Source organism: Streptomyces sp. NPDC001668, from assembly GCF_042893155.1.
Lineage (GTDB): Bacteria > Actinomycetota > Actinomycetes > Streptomycetales > Streptomycetaceae > Streptomyces.
In genome coordinates this window covers 158,170-181,838 of record NZ_JBIAUQ010000005.1, presented here as the reverse complement: position 1 = coordinate 181,838, position 23,669 = coordinate 158,170, and the positions used below count along the sequence as shown (strand labels likewise).

At 71.5% G+C, this 23,669-nt stretch carries 23 protein-coding genes and 1 pseudogene; 14 read left to right on the top strand and 10 right to left on the bottom strand.

Translation table 11 applies throughout. From position 1 onward, the window contains the following. Positions 1-88: 88 nt before the first annotated feature. The 6 genes from ACFYZ8_RS17415 to ACFYZ8_RS17390 all read left to right on the top strand — a co-directional run bounded on the left by ACFYZ8_RS17415 (position 89) and on the right by ACFYZ8_RS17390 (position 7,587). Entirely contained in the window at positions 89-1,129 is a 1,041-nt protein-coding gene (locus tag ACFYZ8_RS17415; protein ID WP_388530558.1) for an NUDIX domain-containing protein, read from the top strand. A gap of 366 nt (positions 1,130-1,495) precedes the next feature. Then, complete coding sequence (locus ACFYZ8_RS17410) at positions 1,496-2,524, top strand: ABC transporter permease (protein WP_388530561.1); 1,029 nt, start codon at positions 1,496-1,498, stop codon at positions 2,522-2,524. An 80-nt stretch (positions 2,525-2,604) separates the two neighbouring features. Continuing rightward, positions 2,605-4,272, top strand: a complete 1,668-nt coding sequence (locus tag ACFYZ8_RS17405; protein WP_388530564.1) for an ABC transporter substrate-binding protein — start codon at positions 2,605-2,607, stop codon at positions 4,270-4,272. 101 nt (positions 4,273-4,373) lie between these two features. After that, entirely contained in the window at positions 4,374-5,366 is a 993-nt protein-coding gene (locus ACFYZ8_RS17400; RefSeq protein ID WP_359028348.1) for an ABC transporter permease, read from the top strand. Between the two features lie 26 nt (positions 5,367-5,392). Further along, on the top strand, positions 5,393-6,469 hold the full coding sequence (locus ACFYZ8_RS17395; protein WP_388530568.1) for an ABC transporter ATP-binding protein: 1,077 nt from the start codon (positions 5,393-5,395) through the stop codon (positions 6,467-6,469). Beyond that, a complete protein-coding gene (locus ACFYZ8_RS17390) occupies positions 6,466-7,587 on the top strand; it encodes an ABC transporter ATP-binding protein (protein ID WP_388530571.1) in 1,122 nt (373 codons plus the stop codon). Before ACFYZ8_RS17395 ends, ACFYZ8_RS17390 begins: the two co-directional genes overlap by 4 nt. Here ACFYZ8_RS17390 and ACFYZ8_RS17385 read toward each other — a convergent pair. The 3 genes from ACFYZ8_RS17385 to ACFYZ8_RS17375 all read right to left on the bottom strand — a co-directional run bounded on the left by ACFYZ8_RS17385 (position 7,488) and on the right by ACFYZ8_RS17375 (position 10,472). Continuing rightward, a complete protein-coding gene (locus tag ACFYZ8_RS17385; RefSeq protein ID WP_388530574.1) occupies positions 7,488-8,591 on the bottom strand; it encodes a protein kinase family protein in 1,104 nt (367 codons plus the stop codon). The two genes, ACFYZ8_RS17390 and ACFYZ8_RS17385, sit on opposite strands and share 100 nt — an antisense overlap. Beyond that, on the bottom strand, positions 8,531-8,947 hold the full coding sequence (locus ACFYZ8_RS17380) for an MBL fold metallo-hydrolase (protein ID WP_388530577.1): 417 nt from the start codon (positions 8,945-8,947) through the stop codon (positions 8,531-8,533). Before ACFYZ8_RS17380 ends, ACFYZ8_RS17385 begins: the two co-directional genes overlap by 61 nt. A gap of 169 nt (positions 8,948-9,116) precedes the next feature. Then, complete coding sequence (locus tag ACFYZ8_RS17375; protein WP_388530580.1) at positions 9,117-10,472, bottom strand: dipeptidase; 1,356 nt, start codon at positions 10,470-10,472, stop codon at positions 9,117-9,119. Positions 10,473-10,605: 133 nt separating this feature from the next. Here ACFYZ8_RS17375 and ACFYZ8_RS17370 point away from each other — a divergent pair, with 133 nt between their 5' ends. Continuing rightward, complete coding sequence (locus ACFYZ8_RS17370; protein ID WP_388530583.1) at positions 10,606-11,892, top strand: geranylgeranyl reductase family protein; 1,287 nt, start codon at positions 10,606-10,608, stop codon at positions 11,890-11,892. On the opposite strand, the gene ACFYZ8_RS17365 is transcribed toward ACFYZ8_RS17370, so the two are convergent. Continuing rightward, positions 11,882-12,331 (bottom strand): nitroreductase family deazaflavin-dependent oxidoreductase, encoded by a 450-nt coding sequence (locus ACFYZ8_RS17365; RefSeq protein ID WP_359028352.1) that lies wholly within the window; start codon positions 12,329-12,331, stop codon positions 11,882-11,884. The genes ACFYZ8_RS17370 and ACFYZ8_RS17365 overlap by 11 nt on opposite strands. A gap of 132 nt (positions 12,332-12,463) precedes the next feature. Here ACFYZ8_RS17365 and ACFYZ8_RS17360 point away from each other — a divergent pair, with 132 nt between their 5' ends. From ACFYZ8_RS17360 to ACFYZ8_RS17350, 3 genes are all read left to right on the top strand, one after another. Continuing rightward, positions 12,464-13,153: a TetR/AcrR family transcriptional regulator gene (locus tag ACFYZ8_RS17360; protein ID WP_388530586.1), complete on the top strand. Its 690-nt coding sequence runs from the start codon at positions 12,464-12,466 to the stop codon at positions 13,151-13,153. Positions 13,154-13,312: 159 nt separating this feature from the next. After that, on the top strand, positions 13,313-14,545 hold the full coding sequence (locus tag ACFYZ8_RS17355) for a sensor histidine kinase (protein ID WP_388530589.1): 1,233 nt from the start codon (positions 13,313-13,315) through the stop codon (positions 14,543-14,545). After that, complete coding sequence (locus ACFYZ8_RS17350; protein WP_388530592.1) at positions 14,542-15,207, top strand: response regulator; 666 nt, start codon at positions 14,542-14,544, stop codon at positions 15,205-15,207. Before ACFYZ8_RS17355 ends, ACFYZ8_RS17350 begins: the two co-directional genes overlap by 4 nt. Here ACFYZ8_RS17350 and ACFYZ8_RS17345 read toward each other — a convergent pair. Together ACFYZ8_RS17345 and ACFYZ8_RS17340 are read right to left on the bottom strand one after the other, a co-directional pair. Further along, positions 15,168-15,455, bottom strand: a complete 288-nt coding sequence (locus ACFYZ8_RS17345; protein WP_388530595.1) for a DUF6332 family protein — start codon at positions 15,453-15,455, stop codon at positions 15,168-15,170. The two genes, ACFYZ8_RS17350 and ACFYZ8_RS17345, sit on opposite strands and share 40 nt — an antisense overlap. 82 nt (positions 15,456-15,537) lie before the next feature. Then, positions 15,538-17,025: an MFS transporter gene (locus ACFYZ8_RS17340; protein WP_388530598.1), complete on the bottom strand. Its 1,488-nt coding sequence runs from the start codon at positions 17,023-17,025 to the stop codon at positions 15,538-15,540. Between the two features lie 86 nt (positions 17,026-17,111). On the opposite strand from ACFYZ8_RS17340, the gene ACFYZ8_RS17335 reads away from it, so the two are divergent. After that, entirely contained in the window at positions 17,112-17,492 is a 381-nt protein-coding gene (locus ACFYZ8_RS17335) for a MarR family winged helix-turn-helix transcriptional regulator (RefSeq protein ID WP_388530601.1), read from the top strand. Here the strand turns inward: ACFYZ8_RS17335 and ACFYZ8_RS17330 are convergent. Beyond that, complete coding sequence (locus ACFYZ8_RS17330) at positions 17,489-18,223, bottom strand: maleylpyruvate isomerase family mycothiol-dependent enzyme (protein ID WP_388530605.1); 735 nt, start codon at positions 18,221-18,223, stop codon at positions 17,489-17,491. The genes ACFYZ8_RS17335 and ACFYZ8_RS17330 overlap by 4 nt on opposite strands. 51 nt (positions 18,224-18,274) lie before the next feature. Next, positions 18,275-19,255: a LysR family transcriptional regulator gene (locus tag ACFYZ8_RS17325; RefSeq protein WP_388530608.1), complete on the bottom strand. Its 981-nt coding sequence runs from the start codon at positions 19,253-19,255 to the stop codon at positions 18,275-18,277. Positions 19,256-19,305: 50 nt separating this feature from the next. Between ACFYZ8_RS17325 and ACFYZ8_RS17320 the strand changes: the two genes are divergently transcribed. After that, entirely contained in the window at positions 19,306-20,001 is a 696-nt protein-coding gene (locus ACFYZ8_RS17320; protein WP_388530611.1) for a type 1 glutamine amidotransferase domain-containing protein, read from the top strand. A gap of 283 nt (positions 20,002-20,284) precedes the next feature. Here the strand turns inward: ACFYZ8_RS17320 and ACFYZ8_RS17315 are convergent. Then, positions 20,285-20,368 (bottom strand): annotated as a pseudogene (locus tag ACFYZ8_RS17315) (TetR family transcriptional regulator); the annotation flags it as partial. Between the two features lie 171 nt (positions 20,369-20,539). Here ACFYZ8_RS17315 and ACFYZ8_RS17310 point away from each other — a divergent pair. Then, the gene (locus ACFYZ8_RS17310; protein ID WP_359028362.1) at positions 20,540-20,875 is read left to right on the top strand and encodes a hypothetical protein; all 336 of its coding nucleotides are present in this window, start codon (positions 20,540-20,542) and stop codon (positions 20,873-20,875) included. 289 nt (positions 20,876-21,164) lie between these two features. Here ACFYZ8_RS17310 and ACFYZ8_RS17305 read toward each other — a convergent pair whose 3' ends face one another. After that, on the bottom strand, positions 21,165-22,376 hold the full coding sequence (locus ACFYZ8_RS17305) for an MFS transporter (protein ID WP_388530615.1): 1,212 nt from the start codon (positions 22,374-22,376) through the stop codon (positions 21,165-21,167). A 328-nt stretch (positions 22,377-22,704) separates the two neighbouring features. Here ACFYZ8_RS17305 and ACFYZ8_RS17300 point away from each other — a divergent pair, with 328 nt between their 5' ends. Next, positions 22,705-23,628 (top strand): helix-turn-helix domain-containing protein, encoded by a 924-nt coding sequence (locus tag ACFYZ8_RS17300; RefSeq protein WP_388530618.1) that lies wholly within the window; start codon positions 22,705-22,707, stop codon positions 23,626-23,628. Positions 23,629-23,669 lie beyond the last annotated feature (41 nt).

Sequence of the window (23,669 nt, the reverse complement as noted above, 5' to 3'; positions counted from 1 at the left end):
CGCTTTCGTGTGCCCTCATCTGCGGCTGGTTTCCGTGGCAGGGTGGAACGGGCAAGCCTCAGGGGGCCAAACAGAAGAGGGGGAGTCCGTGATCGTCTGGATCAACGGCGCGTTCGGTGCGGGGAAGACCACCACCGCACGGGAACTGATCGAACTGATCCCGAACAGCACGCTCTTCGACCCCGAGGACATCGGCGCGGCGGTCGTGCGTCTCCTGCCGCCCAAACACCTCGCCGAGGTCGGTGACGTCCAGGACCTGCCGATCTGGCGACGACTGGTGATCGACACGGCGGCCGCGATGCTCGCCGAGCTCGGCGGGACCCTGGTCGTCCCCATGACCCTGCTGCGCCAGGAGTACCGCGACGAGATCTTCGGCGGGCTCGCCGCGCGCCGGATCAGTGTCCGGCATGTTCTCCTCGCTCCGGCGGAAACGATCCTGCGTGAACGAATAGCCGGGCGGGAGACCCCGCCGACCCTTCCGCCCGCCGGGGCGGGGCAGGGGCACTGGGCGTACGACCACATCGAGCCCTACCGGGCCGCCCTCGCCTCCTGGCTCGGCGCCGACGCCCACCTGATCGACACCAGCGCGCTCACACCGTACGAGACGGCCGCCCGCATCGCCGAGGACCTCGGCGCCGGGACGGTCCCCGCGTGCGACATCGTGCAGACCCCGGAGCCCACCTCCGAGACCGTGGCGGCCGGGGTCCTCCTCTTCGACGAGCAGGACCGGGTGCTGCTCGTCGACCCCACCTACAAGGCCGGCTGGGAGTTCCCCGGCGGTGTCGTCGAGCCCGGCGAGGCGCCCGGGCGGGCCGGGATGCGCGAGGTGGCCGAGGAGACCGGCATCCGCCTCGACGACGTCCCCCGCCTCCTCGTCGTCGACTGGGAACCCCCCGTGCCTCCCGGATACGGCGGACTGCGCCTCCTCTTCGACGGCGGCCGGCTCGACTCCGTCCGGGCCGGGGCGGTGCTGCTGCCCGGCCCCGAACTGCGGGGCTGGTGTTTCGCCAGTGAGGAGGAGGCGGCCGATCTGCTGCCACCGGTGCGCTACGAGCGGCTGCGGTGGGCGCTGCGGGCCAGGGAGCGCGGGGCCGCGCTGTATCTGGAGGCTGGGATTCCGGTCGGTTGATGTGCGGGGAGGCCCCGTCGGCTCGACTGCCGACGGGGCCTCGTCATGTTCCGGGCACGTTCGAGTCAGGCAAGCGGAGTGCGAGAACCCGCCAAGGGAATCGTCGCGCTACCTCCATGTCAGAGCTAACGAAACTTCTCGCCTTCACCAACTCTTGGCAACGAGCGCAAACAATCCCCTTTTCGGTCATTTTCCGCCTTGACCGGTCTCTCGGCGTGTTGCGACAGTCCGCTCAGCCTCACGGCGCCGACAACGGCCGGCGACCGAAGCCTTTCCTTCAGGGAACAGCCCCATGTCGAGACCCTGTCCGCCGGCGACGGCGAAAACGCCGCGCCAGCCCCAGCACATACCCGGGACGTCCGCACGATGACGACGCAACAGCAGCCGATGCCCGCCGACACCGGCACCCCGCGAGCCGGCGGCCCGTCGCCGGACCCGCGGGGCGACGGCACGGTCATCACCGGGCGTTCGCCCGCGCGGATGGCCTGGCGGCGCATCAGACGGGACAAGATCACCACGGCCGCGTTCGTGATCACGGTGCTCTTCATCCTGATCGCGCTGCTGGCCCCGGTCCTGACGGCGATCACCGGCTGGGGGCCGATCACCCCCGACGGCAGGGCGATCGACCCGGACACCGGCAACTTCCCGCGCGGATCGCTGGGCGGCATCGGCCTCACCCACCTCCTCGGGGTCGAACCGGGCACGGGCTACGACCTGTTCGCCCGGATCGTCTACGGCCTGCGCACCTCGCTGCTCGTCGGCTTCGCCTCCGCCGTGCTGTCGACCGTCGTCGGGGTCGTGGCCGGTCTCGCGGCGGGGTACTCCGGCGGCTGGGTGGACTCCGTGCTGTCGCGGATCATGGACGTGATGCTGGCCTTCCCGCAGCTGCTGTTCATCATCGCGCTGACCCCGGTCATCCAGAACGCGATGCAGACCGACAGCCACGGCGGCACCGACGAGAACCTCCGGCTGCTGGTCCTCGTCCTCAACATCGCGGTGTTCGCCTGGGCCTACACCGCCCGGCTGGTGCGCGGACAGGTCCTGTCGCTGCGGGAGCGGGAGTTCGTCGACGCGGCACGCATCATGAGTGCCGGCCGGTGGCACATCCTGTTCCGGCAGCTGCTGCCGAACCTGTGGGCGCCGGTCCTGATCTCCTTCGCCCTGGCCGTCCCGCAGAACATCACCACCGAGGCGGCCCTGTCCTACCTCGGCGTGGGTGTCATCCCGCCCAACCCGGACTGGGGGGCGCTGCTCTCGGACGCCTCGCAGTTCTTCCTCCAGGACCCCATGTACCTGTTCGTCCCCGGAGTCCTGCTGCTGATTCTCGTCCTGGCGCTGAACCTCCTCGGCGACGGCGTCCGGGACGCCCTGGATCCCCGCGCGGCACGCGGCTGACGCGGTCCCCCCCAACACCGGCGCGAGCGGCCCCACTTGAGCCGCCGTCGCCGAGCCGTAGAAGAACGGAGTGTTACCTCATGACGCGCAGAAGGCGCTCGATCGCGCTCGCGGCCACCGCCGTGGCGATCGCCCTGGGGGCCACCGGATGCGGGGGCTCCTCCAGCACCACCGGGAGCGGCTCCCCGACCAAGGGCGGCACGCTGACCGTCCTCGACCACGCCGACTTCGACCACCTCGACCCCCAGCGCGTCTACACGACCGAGGGTTCGAGCATGGACCAGGAACTCGTGCGCACCCTGACCGGCTGGGACGAGACCGGCTCCCAGCCGAAACTCGTCGGCGACCTGGCCACCGACACCGGAACGCCCAGCGCGAACGACACGGTGTGGACGTTCCATCTGCGCAAGGGAGTCACCTGGCAGGACGGCAAGGCGGTCACGTCCCAGGACGTCAAGTACGGCGTCGAGCGGTTCTTCTCGCCCGACATCAACGGCGGCCCGCCGTACGCCAGTCAGTGGCTGGTCGGCGGCTCCTCCTACAAGGGCCCCTACTCGGGCAAGGAGCTCGCCTCCATCCAGACGCCGGACGCGTCCACGATCGTGTTCCATCTCGACCAGCCCGTCACCGACTTCAACCAGGCGACCGCCATGCCCGGCTGGTCCGCGGTGCCCAAGGCCCACGACACCGGCTCCACGTACGACACGCACGTCTGGTCCGACGGGCCGTACATGATCAAGTCGTACACCAAGAACAAGGAACTCGTCCTGGCCAAGAACACCCACTGGAAGCAGTCGACCGACCCGATCCGGCAGCAGAACGTCAACGAGATCGACGTCAAGCTCGGCCAGGACCAGTCGGCGATCGACCAGCAGATCAAGTCCGACGCCGGAACCGCCCAGACCTCGATCATGCAGTGGCCGATCGCGGGCTCCGACCTGACGACGATCGCCGGCGACCCGTCCCTGAAGTCGCGCCTCTACAACATCCCGGCCCCGGGCATCAACTACCTCGCGATCAACACCACCCGGGTCAAGGACCTGAAGGTCCGTCAGGCCATCGAGGACGCGATCGACAAGACCACCGTGCGCGGCGCGTTCGGCGGCAAGGCGTACGGCGGCTACGCGAGCACGATGCTCAGCCCCGGCATCGGCGGCTACCAGAAGTTCAACCTCTACAGCACCAACCCCGCCGGTGACCTGGCCAAGGCCACGGCGCTGATGAAGCAGGCCGGCAACCCCAAGCTCACCATGTCGCTGGCGGTGGAGAACACCACCACCGAGGAGCACTTCGCCGACGCCGTGAAGACCTCGCTGGGCAAGATCGGCATCACGGTCAACATCACGCCGATCGACGCGGCGAACTACTTCAGCACCATCGACAACGTGAAGAACCAGTACGACCTCACGTGGGGCGACTGGATCGCGGACTGGCCGAACGCCTCCACGGTGCTGCCCGTGCTGTTCGACGGACGGCAGATCGCGAAGCTGCCGCAGTCCAACCAGGACCTGTCGTACCTCAACGACCCCGCGGTCAACGCGCAGATCGACAAGATCGCCAAGATGACCGACATCAAGCAGGCCGACGCCGCCTACGGCGCCCTGGACCAGCAGATCATGAAGGACGCCGCCGTGGTCCCGCTGATGTACATGAACTTCAGCGAACTGGCGGGCTCCAAGGTCGGCGGGGTCATCTCGGACCCCATCCTCGCCGAGCCGAGCCTGGTCCACGCGTACGTCAAGAGCTGACCGCCACGACCTGATCGACAAGAGCTGACGCTTCCCTCCCATGCCCGCCGGCGGCCCCGGCCGGCGGGCACACCCCCTCTCACGTCAGGGCCCAGCACGACATGCTTCGTTACCTCATCCGGCGCCTGCTGGCAGCGGCCGCGATCCTGCTGGTGATCACCGTGATCACCTTCGTCATCTTCTTCGCACTGCCGTCCGACCCCGCGCTCCTGGCCTGCGGGAAGACCTGCTCGCCCTCCCGGCTGGCCGAGATCAAGCATTCGCTCGGGCTCGACCAGAGCTTCCTGACCCAGTTCTGGGAGTTCTTCAAGGGGCTCTTCGCCGGCCGGGACTTCGGCGACCAGAGCGTGCGCGTGCACTGCGACGCGCCCTGCCTCGGGATCTCCTTCCAGACCGACACCCCCGTCCTCAGCACCCTGCTGGGCGACTTCCCCGCGGACCTGTCGCTGGGTCTCGGGGCCGCGGTGTTCTTCCTGATCCTCGGCGTCGGCCTCGGCACCCTCGCCGCGGTCCGCCGGGGCAGGGCGGCCGACAAGGCGGCCGTCGGACTCGCCCTGCTGGGTGTCTCCGTGCAGATCTACTTCGTGGGCCTGCTGCTGCTCTACCTGTTCGTCGACAAGTGGCAGATCCTGCCCGCCTCTGGTTACACCCCGATCACCCAGGACCCGAGCGCCTGGTTCCAGGGCCTGATCCTGCCGTGGGCCACCCTCGTCATCGTCTACCTCGCCCTGTACACCCGGCTCACCCGCTCCTCCATGCTGGAGGTCTTCGCCGAGGACTACATGCGCACCGCCCGGGCCAAGGGCCTGTCCAATGGCAGGGTCGTCCTCAAGCACGGCCTGCGGGCCGCGATCACCCCGATCATCACCATCTTCGGCATGGACGTCGGCTCGCTGATCGGCGGCTCCGCGGTCATCACCGAGTCGGTGTTCGGCATCAACGGCATCGGCAAGCTCGCGGTCGACTCGGTGCAGAACTCCGACCTGCCGGTCATCCTCGGCACCACGCTCTTCGCGGCCACCTTCGTCGTGCTCGCCAACGTGGTCGTCGACGTGGTCTACGGCCTCGTCGACCCGCGTGTCCGCCTCGCCTGAGCCCCTCACCGCAGCAAGGAACTCCCGTGTCCCTCCTGACCTCACCACAACCGGCGGACGTCGATCCCGCGGCCGCCCCCTTCCTCGACGTTCGGGACCTGCGGGTGCACTTCCCGACCGAGGACGGGATCGTCAAGTCCGTCGACGGCGTCTCCTTCACCCTGGAGAAGGGCAGCACCCTCGGCATCGTCGGCGAGTCCGGCTCGGGGAAGTCGGTCACCTCGCTGGCCCTGCTCGGGCTGCACAAGGGCACGCGTGCCGAGGTCTCGGGCGAGATCCGGCTGGACGGACGGGAGTTGGTCTCCCTGCCCGAGCGCGACATGCGCGCACTGCGCGGCCGTACCGTCTCCATGATCTTCCAGGACCCGCTGTCCGCCCTGCACCCCTACTTCACCGTCGGCGCGCAGATCGCCGAGGCCTACCGGGTCCACCACAAGGTCTCGAAGAAGGAGGCCCGGGACCGCGCGGTGGAGATGCTGAAGCGGGTCGGCATCCCGCAGCCCGAACGTCGGGTGCGGGACTACCCGCACCAGTTCTCCGGTGGCATGCGCCAGCGCGCGATGATCGCCATGGCGCTGGTCTGCGACCCCCAACTGCTCATCGCCGACGAGCCGACCACCGCCCTGGACGTCACCGTGCAGGCGCAGATCCTCGACCTGATCCGCGATCTCCAGGAGGAGTTCGGCTCCGCGGTCATCCTCATCACCCACGACCTCGGTGTGGTGGCCGACATCGCCGACGACATCCTGGTGATGTACGGCGGCCGCCGCATCGAGTACGGCACCGTGCACGACGTGCTCAAGGAGCCCCAGCACCCCTACACCTGGGGTCTGTTGGAGTCGATGCCGCAGATCACCGGAGACGTCGAGCGGCGGCTGAACCCGATCGCCGGGTCCCCGCCGAGCCTCATCAACCCGCCCGCCGGCTGCGCCTTCCACCCCCGCTGCACCTTCAAGGGCTGGGTCCCCGAGGGCCGTTGCGCGGTGGAGCGGCCCGAACTGGTGGCCGTCCCCGGCACGGGCCGGCACCTCGCCGCCTGCCACCTCACCCCGGAGACCAGGCAAGAGATCCGCGTCCGTACGGCCGCGGGGGCCGCGCAGTGACCGCGGCGGACCGACAGGAGCAGCCCGTGAGCACCACCCAGCCCGCTGCCGGGGAGGCCCTGCTCGAAGTCACCGGCCTCACCAAGCACTTCCCGATCCGCCACGGCATCGTCTTCCAGCGGCAGATCGGAGCCGTGCACGCCGTCGACGGCATCGACTTCACGGTCGGCGCCGGGCAGTCGCTCGGCCTGGTCGGCGAGTCCGGGTGCGGCAAGTCGACCACGGGCCGCCTGGTCACCCGGCTGCTGGAACCCACGTCCGGAAAGGTGGTGTTCGACGGCGAGGACATCACCCACACCACGGAGAACCGGATGAAGGAGTCCCGCCGGAACCTCCAGATGATCTTCCAGGACCCGTACTCCTCGCTGAACCCCCGGCACACGGTCGGCACGATCGTCGAGACCCCGATGCGGCTCAACGGCATCAACCCGCCGCAGGGCCACAAGAAACGCGCCCAGGAACTCCTGGAGACGGTCGGCCTCAGCCCCGAGCACTACAACCGCTACCCGAACGAGTTCTCCGGGGGCCAGCGCCAGCGCATCGGGATCGCCCGCGCGCTCGCCCTGCGGCCGAAGCTCATCGTGGCCGACGAACCGGTCTCGGCGCTCGACGTCTCGATCCAGGCGCAGATCGTGAACCTGCTCCAGGACCTCCAGCGGGAGTTCGGCATCGCGTTCGTCTTCATCGCCCACGACCTCGCCGTCGTACGGCACTTCTGCGAGCGGGTCGCGGTGATGTATCTCGGCAAGATCGTCGAGGTCGCGGACCGGCAGACGCTGTACACCCGTCCCCGGCACCCCTACACCCACGCCCTGCTGTCCGCCGTTCCCGAGGCCGACCCGGACGGCACCCGGCGGCGCGAGCGCATCCGGCTCGCCGGGGACGTGCCCTCACCGGTCGATCCGCCGTCCGGCTGCCGCTTCCGGACCCGGTGCTGGAAGGCGCAGGAGCGGTGCGCGACGGAGGAGCCGCCGCTGGTGCGGCTGGCGGGCAACGCCGCGGACCACCTGACGGCGTGTCACTTCCCGGAGGAGCCGAGCGTCGAGGCGCGGGGTGAGGACATCGTGCTCGATCCGGCGCTGACGGTTCCGGGGGACAGCGCGTCGACCTCGTCGTGAGGGTAGGGGGTGTGTCTGCTCTCCTGTTCCAGTCGGCGGTTGAAGTCACCGACCACGACCGCGAGTCGGGCATGGCGTGAGATGAGCTCGGCGGCGGCCCCGGGGATTCCCTCGGGGCGCCGGCCGTCTGCGCAGGCGCGGATGAAGTCCTCACGCTCGTCCCGGGCGAGGCCGTACTGGTCGACGACCAGCCAGTGGACCAGGTAAGCGAGGGCGTAGGCGCGGTCGTAGTGGTGGTGGCGGTCGTGGAAGTCGCGTTCAGGCGGGGTGAGTTCGAAGCGGCCGGACAGGGCGAGCCCGTAGTCGGTCAGGTAGAGCTGGTGTCCGTCGGTGAGGATGTTGCGGAAGTGGGCGTCGAAGTGGACGAGTTGCTGCTTCTGGAGGAAGTCGGTAACGGCTTCGAGGCCTTGTTCCACGAGGGCACAGGCCGAGTCGGCGTCAGCTGAGCGAAGCTGGTCGTGGAACCAGTCGTGGAGGGTGTGCGGCTGGTACTCCAGGAACAGCGCCAGGCTCTTGGACGCGGTGCGCAGGGCCTCGATGCGTTCACGGCCGCCGCCCCAGTAGGCCACGGCCCGCTCCACGTCGGCGAGTTCCTTGGGAAGCGACTGCTGTGCCTCGGGCAGGACCCGCCAGTGGTGGAGCAGCGGGAATCCCTGGAAGCGGCCGGCGCGCACCCAGTTCGTCGTCATCTCGTGCACGGCAAGCTCGCGCCAGGCACCGAAGCCCGGGCTGCCGATCGCGCCGATGCCGTAGTGGCAATGGGCCGGCAGGTCGAAGAGGTTCGCGGTGGAGCGGACGTGGTCGGGGTGGAGTTCGGTGTCGGTGAGCGGCACCCGCTTCACGAACACCCGCACGCCGTCCACCTCCACCGACGTCGTCCGTCCGCCGATTCCGTCACCGGCAGGCGTGCCGGACGCCACGAGTTCCGCGAGGCCGCGGTCGCTCAGGAGGGCGAGGGTGGTGGCGGTGTCGGCGTGGCTGCCGAGGCGCGCGGGGAAGACCATGACCCCATGATCGGTCCTCCGTGGCCGCAGCAGGTGATGAGGGCACCGAGAGCCGCCAACTTCTCGAAGGAGCGCGGGGTTCGGGCCCGGTCGACGTTGAACACCCCGGGTATCACCTTGCCGTCCACCGGGGCGGTGGCCACCGTGTTTCCGGTGAACAGCACCCCGTCGGCGGGGAGATGGAGCGCCATGCTGCCGGGCGTGTGGCCGGGGATGTGAAGGACCCGCGCGCCGCCGCCGACGTCGAGCAGATCGCCCGCGGACAGCTCCGCGACCTGCGCCGGCCGCTCGAACCCGCCCCGCGGCAAGTGCCGTAGAGCCTCCGCGTGCGGAGGGCGCTCCCAGTCCTCGAACACCGGGGCCGGACCCGGAACTTCACCTCGCAGGCGGCGATCGAGTCGGCGGAACCCGGCGGGCCCGCGTCGATCAGGGTCGATTCGTCGCCGTCGCGCCAGAGGATCGTAGAAAGGCCCCCGTCCGTGGACGAGGGCCTTCTGGCGACAGCAGAGCAGCAGAGCCGTCGGATCAGCTCGCCGCGTAGTTGCGCAGGAACAGGGCCTCCGCCACCGACAGACGCTCCAGCTCCTCCGGGGACACGCTCTCGTTCACCGCGTGGATCTGGGCCTCCGGCTCGCTCAGGCCGATGAGGAGGATCTCGGCGTGCGGGTAGAGCGACGCGAGGGTGTTGCAGAGCGGGATGGAGCCGCCCTGGCCGGCGTACTGCATCTCCTGGCCCGGGTAGGCCACCGCCATCGCGTCGGCCATCGCCGCGTACGCCGGGCTGGTGGTGTCCGCGCGGAACGGCTGGCCCTGACCGATCTGCTCGGTACGCACGCGCGCGCCCCACGGCGTGTGCGTCTCCAGGTGCGCCTGGAGCAGCTTGGTCGCCTCGGCCGCGTCGATGCCCGGCGGCACCCGCAGGCTGACCAGGGCGCGGGCGCTCGCCTGCACGGACGGGGTGGCGCCGACGACCGGCGGGCAGTCGATGCCGAGGACCGTCACGGCGGGGCGGGCCCAGATGCGGTCGGCGACCGTGCCCTCGCCGATCAGCTCGACGCCGTCCAGGACCTTGGCGTCCGCCCGGAACTGCTCCTCCTCGTACTGGAGGCCGTCCCAGGACGCGTCCGGCGTCAGGCCGTCGATCGTCGTCGAGCCGTCCTTCGCGCGCAGCGAGTCCAGTACGCGGATCAGCGCCGCCAGCGCGTCGGGGGCGGCCCCGCCGAACTGGCCCGAGTGGAGGTTGCCCTCCAGGGTGTCGACCTGGACGCGCACCATGGTCATGCCGCGCAGGGTGGCGGTGACCGTGGGCAGACCAGCACGGAAGTTGCCCGCGTCGCCGATGACGACGGTGTCCGCCTCCAGGAGCGCGGGGTGCTGCTCGGCGTACCGCTCCAGGCCGCCGGTGCCCTGCTCCTCCGAGCCCTCCGCGATGAACTTCACATGGACCGGGACCCCGCCGTCGGCCTTGAGGGCGCGCAGCGCGAGCAGGTGCATGATCACACCGCCCTTGCAGTCGGCGGCTCCACGCCCGTACCAGCGGCCGTCGCGCTCGGTCAGCTCGAACGGCGGGGTCGTCCAGCCGGCCTCGTCCAGCGGCGGCTGCACGTCGTAGTGGGCGTAGAGGAGGACGGTCTTCGCGCCCGCGGGGCCGGGCAGGTAGCCGTACACCGACTGGGTGCCGTCCGGGGTGTCGAGCAGCGCGACGTCCTGGAACCCCTCGGCGGTGAGGGCGTCCGTGATCCAGCGGGCGGCGGCCTCGCTCTCGCTCCTCGGGAACTGGTCGAAGTCCGCCACCGACTTGAACGCCACCAGTTCGGTGAGCTCCGCCCGCGCCCTCGGCATCAGCGAGGCGACGGTCTCGGCGACCGGATTCGACGACATGGGCACGCTCCTTGTGGGTGCGACGTTGTAGCTGTGAGTGCCGTAGATCCTCCCACAGTGGTCTGTGGGCGGGCCCGCCGTAGGATGCGGGAGACAGGTGCGGCAACGGCTTGATCGGGAGCAGCAGACCATCGTGAGCAGCGAGAACTCTTCGGCGGACGGCACTTCGGCGGACGACTCTTCGGCGGACGGCGTGCGGGACGACGCGCAGCGGGTGTGGGACGTCGTCGTGGTGGGCGCGGGCCCCGCGGGGGCCTCGGCCGCCTACGCGGCGGCGGTCGCGGGACGGCGTGTGCTGTTGCTGGAGAAGGCCGAGCTGCCGCGGTACAAGACCTGCGGCGGCGGGATCATCGGTCCCTCGCGGGACTCGTTGCCGCCCGGTTTCGAGCTGCCGTTCCGGGACCGGGTGCACGCGGTCACCTTCTCGAACAACGGCCGCTTCACCCGGACCCGGCGCTCCAAGCAGATGCTGTTCGGGCTGATCAACCGGCCCGAGTTCGACCAGCAGCTCGTCGAGCACGCCCAGAAGGCGGGCGCCGAGCTGCGCACCGGCGTCACCGTGCAGCGCGTCGAGCAGCACGGCTCGGCGGTCCCGGACCGGCGCACGGTCGCCGTGGTCCTCCAGGGCGGCGAGACGCTGCTCGCGCGGGCGGTCGTCGGGGCCGACGGCAGCGCCAGCCGGATAGGGGCGCATGTCGGCGTCAAGCTCGACCAGGTCGACCTCGGCCTGGAGGCGGAGATCCCGGTGCCGGAGACCGTCGCCGAGGACTGGAAGGGGCGGGTGCTCATCGACTGGGGCCCGATGCCCGGCAGTTACGGCTGGGTCTTCCCGAAGGGGGACACCCTGACGGTCGGGGTGATCTCGGCGCGGGGTGAAGGGGCCGCCACCAAGCGGTACTTGGAGGACTTCATCGGGCGGCTCGGTCTCGCCGGGTTCGAACCCAGCATCTCCTCCGGCCACTTGACCCGCTGCCGTGCCGACGACTCGCCGCTCTCGCGCGGGCGGGTGCTGGTGTGCGGTGACGCGGCCGGGCTTCTTGAGCCGTGGACCCGCGAGGGAATCTCCTTCGCGCTGCGCTCCGGGCGGCTGGCGGGGGAGTGGGCGGTGCGGATCGCCGAGGCCCATGACGCGGTGGACACCCGGCGGCAGGCGCTGAACTACGCGTTCGCGATCAAGGCGGGCCTGGGCGTCGAGATGAGCGTCGGCAAGCGGCTGCTGACCGCGTTCGAGCGCCGTCCCGGTCTGTTCCACGCGGCGCTGACGGGCTTCCGGCCCGCGTGGAACGCGTTCCGGGAGATCACCCAGGGCTCGACCTCGCTGGGCGAGCTGGTCCGGGGCCGGCCGATGGCCCAGCGGGCGCTGGCCGCGCTGGACCCGCGTCCGGCCGGGGCCCCCGAAGGCGGGGAGGTCAGCTCTTGACCGTGATGCGGAAGACGGGGTGGTCGGGCGCGATGCGGCGCAGGTCGGCGTCGGAGGAGTCGGGGCCGACCCCCTTGAAGAAGACGCCGACCTCGGCCTTCCAGCGCTTGAGGTAGGCGCGCAGAAGCGGGACCTTGTCGTCGTCGCCCACCTCGGTCGCGGTGAACGCCTCCACGCGGTTGCCGAGGTGCAGTTCGCCGCCGCCGGCCGCGCGCATGTTGTGCGTCCACTGGACATGGCCGCGCGGTGCCACCAGGTACTGCCGGCCGTCCACCGTCAGCAGGTTCACCGGGGTGGTCCGCCACTCGCCGCTCTTGCGGCCGCGCACCGCCAGGACACGGGAGCCCCAGACGCTGAGGCCACGGCGGGTGAGCCAGGCCACCATGCGGTTGAAGACGTTGACCGTGAACCAGCCGGGCTTCTGGACGTGCGTGGACACGAGGACCCCCATTGTTCGAGAGAGCGGTGCTCTCGTTTTCGGTGGGACCAGTCTGCACGGATCGGCGTTCCAAAGCAAGAGCGGTGCTCTCGAATGTGTGCACTGCTCTGCTTCTGTGGAACACTGATCCGCATGAGCACCGCACAGGGAGCCCGGGCCCGCGCCCGGATCGAAGTCACTGCCGCCATCAAGGACGAGGCGCGCCGGCAGCTCGCGGAGCAGGGCGCGGCGAAGCTCTCGCTGCGGGCCGTGGCCCGTGAGCTGGGCATGGTCTCCTCGGCGCTGTACCGCTACTTCCCGAGCCGCGACGACCTGCTCACCGCGCTGATCATCGACGCCTACGACTCCCTCGGGGAGAGCGCGGAACGGGCGCACGCGGCCGTCGCCGGGGCAGGGCCGTTGGAGCGCTGGGTCACGGTGTGCGAGGCGGTGCGCCACTGGGCGCTCGGTCATCCGCACGAGTACGCGTTGATCTACGGCTCCCCCGTCCCCGGCTACACGGCACCCCAGACCACGATCCCGCCCGCCGCACGCGTCGGCCTCCTCCTGATCGGCATCGTGCGCGACGCCCATCAGGGCCCCGGCCTCGCGGAGCTGGCCCCGGTCCCCGAAGACCTCCGGGCGGAGTCCGCCCGCATCGCCGCCGACCTCGCTCCCGACCTGCCGTCCGAGGTGGCCGCGCCTCTGGTGGCGGCCTGGGCCCAGCTCTTCGGCCTGGTCGGCTTCGAACTCTTCGGCCAGTTCCACCAGGTCGTGGAGGAACGCGAGCCGTTCTTCCGGCATGCGGTGCGGGGGTTGGGGCGGGGCGTGGGGCTGCGGTAGCGCTCCGCTGGATGTGCCGCTGGTCGTGCAGGCCAGGCGGCGTGTCGCCCGCGGTGCCGTCGGGTGCGGCCCCTGCCGCCGTCGTACTTCCCCGGGAGTACGAGTGATCGCCACGCTCGGGGGACGCCCGCCCGGGCGGGGACGTCTAGCGTGGCTGTCATGGATGGTGAGGTGGGCGGGCGCGGGGGAGGTCCGGCGCGGTGGTGGCGTGGGGCCTCGTGGTGGCGGGGGCCCCGGGGGGACGGGCGCAAGGCCCGGTGGCCGTGGCCGTCCACGGTGCTGCTCACGTTCTTCGTGCTCGGGGGGTCGAACTACGCGGCCCATCAGCAGGTCGAGCGGGCCCCCCTCGATCTGTTCGCTCGCTCACTGCTGGTGATCGGCTCGGGACTGCTGCTCTGGCGGCATCGGCAGCCCGTGCTCGTCGTGTTCGGGACCGCGGGCGCCGCGATGCTCTACCTGGGCGCCGGATATCCGTACGGGCCCGTGTTCCTGACCGTGGCCCTCGCCTGCTTCAGTGCCGTCGTGGCCGGGCACCGCAAGGCCGCCTGGAGCGCGCTCGGGATGCTGTGGGCAGGCCACGTCCTGGTGGCCCACTGGCTCTACCGGTGGCTGCCGCCGGCCGGCGACCCGGCCGCCCCCTGGGGGCAGGAGGGTGTGATCGCCGCCTGGGTCGTCGCCATCGTCGCCGTCTCGGAGCTGGCCCGGACCCGGCGTGAACAGTGGGCCCGGGACCGGGCCGAGCGCACCCGCGCGGCACAGCGCCGCGCCGACGAGGAGCGGCTGCGGATCGCCCGCGAACTCCACGACGTCCTCGCGCACAGCATCTCCGTCATCAACGTCCAGGCCGGCGTCGGCCTCGCCCTCCTCGACACCGACCCCGAACAGGCCCGCACCGCCCTCACCACCATCAAGGCCGCCAGTAAGGAGGCGCTCGGCGAAGTGCGCCAGGTGCTCGACACCCTGCGGACGCCCGGTGACGCACCGCGCGCCCCGGCACCCGGCCTCGACCGGCTGCCCGAGCTGGTGTCGCAGGCCGCGGACGCGGGACTCACGGTCGACGTGGAGGGAACCGCGCCGACCCTGCCGCCCGGCGCGGACCTCGCCGCCTTCCGCGTCGTCCAGGAGGCGCTCACCAATGTCGTACGGCACTCGGGATCGCGGCACGCGCGTGTGCGGCTCGATCACGACGGGGACGCGCTACGGCTCCGTATCGAGGACGACGGACCCGCGACCGGCACCGACGCGGGTGGCAGCGGCAACGGGCTGGCCGGCATGCGGGAGCGGGCCGCAGCCCTCGGTGGCACGATCGAGGCGGGCCCGCGTCCCGGGGGAGGGTTCCGGGTGCTCGCCGTACTGCCGCTCACAGTGAAGGCCAAGGAGGAACACCGGTGATCCGCGTACTGCTCGCCGACGACCAGTCACTTGTGCGGGCCGGCTTCCGGGCGCTGCTCGACGCGCAGCCGGACATCGAGGTGGCGGGGGAGGCCTCGGACGGTGAGGAGGCGGTGCGCAAGGTGCGCGAACTGCGGCCGGACATCGTCCTGATGGACATCCGGATGCCGCTGCTCGACGGTCTCGCCGCGACCCGGCGCATCACCGGGGACACCGCCCTGCGGAACGTGAAGGTGGTCATGCTCACCACCTTCGAACTCGACGAGTACGTCTTCGAGGCGATCCGCTCCGGGGCCTCGGGCTTCCTGGTCAAGGACACCGAACCGGAGGAACTCCTGCGCGCGGTGAGGGCGGTGGTCGGCGGTGACGCGCTGCTCTCCCCGGGGGTGACCCGCCGTCTCATCGCCGAGTTCGCGGCCCGCTCCAAGGAGCCCGCGGCCGAGGGCGCCCTCGCCGAACTCACCGAGCGGGAACGGGAGGTGATGGCCCTGGTCGGCATCGGCCTGTCCAACGAGGAGATCGCCCGCCGCCTGGTCGTCAGCCCCCTCACCGCCAAGACCCACGTCAGCCGCACCATGATCAAACTCGGCGCCCGTGACCGGGCCCAACTGGTGGTGCTGGCCTACGAGTCGGGGTTGGTGCGGCCCGGCTGGCTGGGCTGACGCCTCTCCCGCCGGAAACGCACCAGCACGCTGACCACCCGGGCGGCGAAGACCACGGGTGCGATCGTGAGCCCGACCCGCACCAGCAACTTCTCCACGATGCCCGGCAGTTCGAACAGCAGCGCCGGCCCCGCCACCGCACCGAACAGCACCGCCGCCGCGAACAGCGCACTGCACAGCGCGTATCCGACCTCCACGGTCATGGCATCCCGCTCGGCCTGGTTCCGGCGTCCCCCGTACGTCTCCATCCCCGGAGTCTCACAGCCGCGCGCCCGGCGGAGCAAGCAGGCTCCGCCGGGCACACGGTGTCGGAGGCGTCCCCCGGTCGCGCTAGTCGCGTACGGCGACGCGCTCCGCCTCCCGCGCAGTGGACTTGGCGACCACGACGGACTGCCGCGGCCGACGCGCGCCGCGCGCTCCCGTCAGGGTGATCAGCAGCCCGGCCGCGGCGATCGCGGTGACCACGATCAGTCCGGGGCGGTAGCTGTCGAGGACGGCCTGCGGGGTGGCGTGCTCGGGTGCGCCCGCGGTCACCACGGCGGTCACGACGGCCAGGAAGATCGCCCCGCCGACCTGGACCGAGGTGTTGAGCAACCCGGAGACCATGCCCTGCTCGTGGTCCTCGACGCCGTTGGTGGCCTGGATGTTGAGCGAGGGGAAGACCAGCGCGCAGGCCGCGCCGATGAGCAGCATGGACGGCAGGATCGCGGCCGCGTACACGGGGTTCAGGTCGACCCCCAGGAACAGCGCGTACCCGACGGCCATCAGCGCGAAGCCCGCCGGGATCAGCCGGTGGGTCCCGAACCGGTCCACGATCGAGCCGACCTTCGTCGAGGACACCGCCACCAGCGCGCCCGCGGGCAGGAAGGCGAGCGCGGTGTGCAGCGCCGACCAGCCGAGCAGCGACTGCATGTACAGGGTCACGAGGAACTGGAAGCCGACGTACGAGCCGAAGAAGGCCATGGCGCCCAGTTGGGCACGGATCTGGGTGCCGGAGCGCAGCACGCCGAGCCGGATCAGCGGGCCCGGCGAGCGCCGCTCGACCAGGACGAACACGCTCAGCAGCACGGCCACGGCGAGGAAGGACAGCAGCGTGCGGGCCGAGGCCCAGCCGGACGCGGGAGCCTGGACGACGGTGAAGACGAGCAGCAGCATCGAGGCGGTGCCGAGGACGGCGCCGGGCACGTCGTAGCCGTTGTGGTCCTTCTCGCGGGCGCTGCGCGGCAGCAGCTTCAGGCCCGCGACCAGGGCGGCCAGCGCGATGGGCGCCGGCAGCAGCATGGTCAGGCGCCAACTGGCCTCGGTGAGCAGGCCGGAGAGCACCAGGCCCATGGAGAAGCCGGTGGCGGCGCAGGTGGTGTAGATGGAGAGCGCGCGGTTGCGCAGCGGGCCCTCCGGGAACGTCGTGGTGATGATGGACAGGCCCGCGGGCGCGGTGAAGGCGGCGCTCAGGCCCTTGATGAAGCGGCTGGCGATCAGCAGCGGCCCCGAGTCGACGAGGCCGCCGAGCAGCGAGGCGACCGCGAAGACGCCGAGGGCCACCAGGAACACCTGACGCCGGCCCAGCAGGTCGGCGGCGCGGCCGCCCAGGAGCAGGAGACCGCCGTAGCCGAGGATGTAGCCGCTGACGATCCATTGCAGCGTCGAGGTGGAGAGGCCCAGGTCGGCGCCGATGGACGGGAGCGCGACGCCGACCATCGACACGTCCAGGGCGTCCAGGAACATCGCGGCGCACAGCACCAGCAGGGTGCCCCAGAGCCTGGGTGTCCAGCGGACCGCTGAGGACGGGTCCGCGGAGGTGGTGAGCGGAGAGGTCATGCCGACGACACTACATGCGCATGCATCGAATGCAAGGGCATTTAATTCCGATGCAATAATGCGTCTTCTCTGCTACGGTGCCGCGCATGGTGGCGAAGAGGCCCGAGCAGGTACTCGCGGAGCAGTGGCGGGACATCCTGGCGCTGCACGCGCGCACACAGTGCGAGCTGGACCGTGCTCTTCATCAACACGGCCTGTGCGGCAGCGACTTCGAGGTGCTGGACGTCCTGGCCGACGGCGGCTGCGCCTACCGGGTGCAGGAGATCTCCGAGCGGGTTCATCTGAGCCAGAGCGCACTGTCGCGGCTGATCGCACGTCTGGAGAAGGACGGTCTCGTCGAGCGCGGGATGTGCGCGGAGGACCGGCGGGGCGTGCGCGTCTCGCTCACGTCGAAGGGACGCGCGCTGCACCGGGCCGCCCTGCCGGTGCAACGCGCGGTCCTCACAAGGATGTTGGAGCCTTCCTAGCCCACGGCGGACTTCTCCCGCCACAGCTCCGCGACCGAGGCGTCCCCGGTCACCCGCGGCAGCGGCAGCCGGTTCCACAGCGCCGGATACAGCCGCGCGGCCGGCCCGGACACCTCGCAGTCGGCGTCCCCCACCTCGTCTCGCTCGGTCGCGGGCGGCTCCTCGGTCAGTCGTACGGTCCACACGGCGCCGTCCGTGTCACTCGCCCGCACCCGCAGCACCCGGGGCTCGGCGCTGCGGACCCGGCTCTTCTCGCGGGCGTGGAAACCGCGCAGCAACTCGTCGATGCCGTCGGCCGCGAAGTCCCGCCCGAACTCCTCGGGCGTACCGCCGCGCGCCGCCTCCGCGTCGAAACGGTGCACGGCCGTCTCGTGCGCCTGCCGCCGGGCCCAGAAGGCGAGCGGCGAGGGGGCGGGCAGGAAGTGCCAGCAGCGGACGTCGGGTGCGGCCGAGTCCAGCGTGTCGACCAGACGGCGGTGGCCGGTGCGGAACCAGGCCAGCAACTCCGCCCCGTCGAGGGCCGGTTCGTCGCCGAAGGGGCGGAAGCCGGTCAGCTCCTCGGCCACGAACGCCGTCGCCCAGCGATGCACCGCGCCCGTGTGCCGCAGCAGGTCCCGCACCTGCCATTCCGGGCAGGTCGGGACCTTGGCGTCGGTGCCGGCCTGCTCGGCGGCCGACGCGAGCAACTGGCCTTCGCGGTCCAGGATGCGGATGAACTCGGCTGTCTCCATGGGAGGAGTGTGCCTGACGGCACCACCTCGCCCGCCACTGATTTCGCCGGGCTACCAGTCGCGGGCGGCGTGGAGCAGGTGGTCGCGGACCAGCGCCACGTGGGGATGGCCCGCGGTGCCGGGCCGCTGCACCAGGAACGCCGTGTTGATGGGCGGATCGTCGGGATCATGGAGCAGGACCAGCGCCCCGGAGGCCAGTTCCGCTGCGCACAGATAGCGGGGGAGCACGGTGAATCCGGTGCCCCCGACGACCGCGGCCTTGACCGCGTTCAGGTCGGGCATGGTCACGGCGGGCTGCCGTACCAGGCGTCCGCCGAACACATGCCGCCAGTAGCGGCGCACGATGGGCAGGTCCTCGGCGTAGGCGACGAGCGGGACGCCGTGCAGCGCCGCCGCGAGGTGTTCCGGCGCGCCGAGCCGCTCGGCCCAGGCGGGGGAGGCGACCAGCACGAACTCCTCGTCGTTGAGGGGCAGGGCCGTCAGAGCGCGGCCGCGCGGCCGGAAGGTGGCGATCACCAGGTCGTGGCGGCCCGCGCGCAGGCCCTCCAGGAGCGGTTCGGTCAGACCCGGCGTGACGCGCAGCCGTACCCCTTTGTCCACCAGGGGAGCGACACCGGGCAGGACGCACCGGGACAGCAGCTCGGCCGGACCGGCGAGATGTACCGGCTCGGCCGGGGTGTCCTCCGCGCTCCCGGCGAGTCCCGCCACCGTGGCGAGCGCGTCCAGGGGCTGCACGATCCGGGCGGCGAGATCGTCCGCGTACGGCGCCGGGGTCACGCCCCGCGCCCGGCGTTCGAACAGCTCGCGGCCCAACTGCCGTTCCAGGGTGCGGATCTGGGTGGTGACCGTGGGCTGGGACAGGCCGAGGAGGGGGGCGGCGGCGGTGAAGGAGCCGGTGCGGTACACGGTCAGGAAGGTCCGCAGCAGGTTCAGGTCCAACGGGACGCCGGCGATCGGCCCGGCGATCCGCCCCGCGATCTGCCCCGCGGTCTGTCCCGCATCTTCGGAGCCATTGGTGTTCCTATCCCTCATATGCGCGACCCTATTGGATTTCTATGGCAGGGCAGGACTACGGTTTCACCATGTCGAAGATCCTCTTTGTGATGACCGGTGCCGACCACTGGACCCTGGCCGACGGCACCCAGCACCCCACCGGCTTCTGGGCCGAGGAGGCCGTCGCCCCCTACGAGGCCTTCAAGGCCGCGGGACACGAGATCGTCGTGGCCACCCCGGGCGGTGTCGTGCCGACCGTGGACAAGGGCAGCCTCGCGGCCGAGGTCAACGGCGGCCAGGAGAACGCCGACCGTATCGCCGGGGTGCTCACCTCGGCCGCCGAACTCCAGCGTCCGCTCAGGCTGGAGGAGGTGAACCTCGACGACTACGCGGCCGTCTTCTACCCCGGCGGCCACGGACCGATGGAGGACCTCGCGGTCGACGCGGAGTCGGGCCGGCTGCTCACCAGCGCCCTGGAGAGCGGCAAGCCCCTCGGTGTCGTGTGCCACGCCCCGGCCGCCCTGCTCGCCGCCACGAAGGCGGACGGCTCCAACGCGTTCGCCGGGCGCCGGGTGGCCGCCTTCACCAACGCCGAGGAGACCCAGGCGGGCCTCGCCGACAAGGCCAAGTGGCTGCTCCAGGACCGGCTCACCGAGGCCGGCGTCCAGGTCGAGACGGCCGAGCCGTGGGCTCCCCATGTGATCGTCGACGGCAACCTGGTGACCGGCCAGAACCCGGCGTCCTCCGCACCGCTGGCCGCCGAACTCCTGAAGAAGCTGGGCTGAGCCGGCGCGGCCGGCGCGTGACCGGTCCTGCCGGCCGCTGCACGGCGGGTCGGACGCCGAGGGCGGGCAGGACCACGGCGTCGATGCAGCCCCGGACGAGGGCCGGGTCGGCCGGCGTGTCCTCGAGAAGGTGGTGGGCGACCACGAGGCCGAGCAGGCAGTGGGGGACGCAGGGCACGGCCGGGGCGCCCGCGCGGATCTCGCCGCGCTCGACGGGGTGACGGGCTTCTGGTGCCGCAGCGCCTCGGCGACCAGCTGGCTTTCCCGTCGACTGGCGGTACAGGGTGGCCTTGCTGCACCGGGTGCGGGCGGCCACGGCCTCCGTGCTGAGGCCGGCGTAGCCGACCTCCCGCAACAGTTCGAGCACGGCCGTATACAGCTCCGCCTCCCGCTCCGGTGTCAACCGGCGGCGCCGCCCGCCCGGCTTCACCGCGGTCGCCGAGGCCGTACGTCCGCCACTGTCGCCGTCCGTGCCCGAGCCTCTGAGGCTGCTCAAGTCGCTTGGCGGAGACGGGACATGGCCGTCACGATGAGCCGCATGCCGAAACTCACGGGACTGAACAAGAAGCACGACCACGTGCTCCTGATCCGGGACGCGGACGTCGTCGGAGAGGCCCTGCGGCAGGCGCTGGCCGCGGCCCCGCCCGAGGAGCGCCCGGGCCTGGAACGCGCAGTCGCGCTCGTGGAGTCCACCGCCGCCGCCACCGAGGCAGGGCTGCGCGCCCGCTGGGTCCGCTCGCGGCTGGCCGCGGTCGGCTTCACGGGTGACATCACCTCGGTCGCGGCGGTGCGGGCGCTGCGGAAGGCGGAGCCGAGGCTGAGCCTGTTGGCGGCGGTGGAGCTGCAGAAGGACGCGGTGGCCCATCCGGAGTGATCCGGCTGGGCCCGGGGGCGTGCGAGGCGGGGTCGTCGCTGCTCGCCATGCGGTGTGCACGAGGTCGAATCCCCGTAGCCGCTGGCCGTACCCGCCGCCTGGCCAGGTCGCTCAGGGCTGTGTCCGTCAGCGGCCTCCTGCCGCGGGGGCCTCCCGGGCCCCGGACCACGCACAGGATGCGTGTCGCCGCCCCGTGGTCGAGTGCGCCGGGGACCGGCTCGCCCAAGACCGTTCGGGGTTCGGGGCTCGCGGCTGGGCGGACTCACACCCGCTCCGTCCACAGGGACGGTTACAGGGTGGCCGCGCGGCGGGTCAGCGCGGCGATGACCGCGGCGGTGGCGGCGAGGGCCGCGACGCTGGTGAGGGCGGCCGGGAGGGAGAACCAGTCGGCCATGAAGCCGATGGCGGGCGGGCCGAGGAGCATGCCGCCGTAGCCGAGGGTGGAGGCGACGGCGACCCCGTCGGGGCCGGCCAGCCTGCCCGCGCGTTCGACGGCCACCGGGAAGAGGTTGGCGAGACCCAGCCCGGTGATCATGAAGCCGAGGAGCGCTGCCCAGACGGAGGGGGCGAGGGCGCCGAGCAGCATGCCGAGCGCGGCGGTGGCGCCGCCGCCCACGAGCGTGCGGGTCTGGCCGAGCCGTTCGAGCAGTCTGGTGCCGGTCAGCCTGCCGATCGTCATGGCGAGCGCGAAACACGAGTAACCGACCGCCGCGACGCCGGCCGTGGCGTCCAGGTCGTGCTCCAGATGCAGGGCGCTCCAGTCGGCCAGGGCGCCCTCGCCGTAGGCCGTGCACAGCGCGATCAGGCCGAAGGTGACGACGAGGCCGCGAGAGCCGGTGCCCGGGCGGTGCGCGGTGGACTTCCGGGGCGGACTGTCCTGCACGGTGGACGTCCGGGGCGGACTGACCTGCGCGGGGGCCGGGGGCCGGATGCGCAGCAGGGTCCGGCCCGCGACGGCGGTGACGAGCAGACCGATCACGGTGAGGCCGAACAGGTGCCGCGTGGGCGACAGGGCTCCGGCGACCAGCCCGCCGAGCCCGGCGCCGAGCATGCCGCCCAGGCTGAAGGCCGCGTGGAAGCTGGGCATGATGGGCCGCCGCAGGGCGCCCACGAGATCGACCGCGGCGCTGTTGAAGGCGACGTTGATGCTGCCGTACGCGGCGCCGAAGACGAGCAGCACGGCGCCGAGTGCCGTCGCGGAGTGGGTGAGCGGCGGCAGCGCGACGCTCAGGGAGAGCAGGACCGCGCAGACGACGGTGACCCGGTGGGTGCCGTAACGGCGGCACAGCCGTCCCGTGAGCATCATGGTGATCACCGCACCGGCCGAGACGCCGAGGAGTGCGAGGCCGAGGGCGCTGGCGGAGGCTCCGGTCTGCTCCTTGATGGCGGGGATGCGGACGACCCACCCGGCGAAGACGAAGCCGTCGAGGGCGAAGAAGACGGTGAGGGCGATACGGAGGCGGGTGAGGTCGTTGTCCGGCACGGCGATGCGCGTTCGCATTTTGTTTATTAGCGGCACAAAGTCAGCGTAGGTGCGCGCTCGATTGTCGGCAAGGGTGTTCGGGTGAGCGGGCCGGTCGCGTCAGGCGCCGCTCCTTTGAGGCCGGGGCCCGCACCGTGCGGGGAGCGGCGCACCGGGCACCGCCCGGCTTCACCGGCACCGGCATCGGCACCGGCACCGGCATCGGCACCGGCACCGGTATCGGCACCGTCATCGGATCTGCACCCGTCTGCACGCCAACTTCACCTGCCCACAGGGGAGTCGGATGCGGTGAGGTTGGATGCTGGAAGTCTTCGCGGAGCTGTTGAGGGCGGGAGGAGCGCTTTTGGTGGTCCTTGGTGCACGTGGTGCCACGACCGCCGGGGCGGGGGCGGTCGAGATCATGCGGCTCGGCGGGCTGTGGCGGGTGACCCGGCCCTGGCATCCGGCGTTGCGGCCGTACGTGCGCAGCTACGTCGGTTACTGGGAAGCGGTGGCCACGCCGTACGAGGCGAGGCTGGTGCCGACCGGGCGTGCGACCCTGTTGATCAGTCTTGCGGAGCCGTTCTCGCAGGTGCGGAGACTGGGCGTGCGCGGTGGGGACAGCGGGAGCATCGGGTCGCTGGTGGTGGGCCTGGAGGACCGGCCCGCGATCTGCACGCATCCCGGCGGCCAGGAGGCGATCCGGGTGGAGTTCACGCCGCTGGGCGCGTACCGGCTGTTCGGCATGCCGATGAGCGAGTTGACCAACCTGGCCGTCGGGGTCCGGGACGTGCTGGGGCCCGAGGCCGGTGAGCTGGTGGAGCGAATGGCGGCCACACCGGACTGGGCCGCCAGATTCGACCTTCTGGACGCGGCACTGCTCGCCCGGCTCGAGTTCGGGCCCCGGCCCACGCCCGAGGTGGGACATGCCTGGCACCTGCTCTCCGGCAGCGCGGGGACCATCCCGATCGCCCGCATCGCCGCCGAAGTGGGCTGGAGCCAGGGCTACTTGAGCCGTCGGTTCACCCAGCAGATCGGGCTCACCCCCAAGGCGTCCGCCCGGGTGCTGCGCTTCCGGCACGCCGTGGCGTTGCTCGGGCGCGGTGCCGCGAGTCTGGCCGACATCTCCACGGCCTGCGGCTTCTACGACCAGGCGCACCTCAACCGCGAGTTCCGGGCCATCGCCGGAACCACGCCAGGACAGATGACGGCCGCGCGCCGGGTGGAGGGCGCGGTGGCTCTCACCACGAGTGCAGATTCGTCCAAGACCGAGGAGGAAAGGGGCGGATAGCGTCCCCGCTGGTACCACCGAGGGGTGAGGCGCCCCCGTCG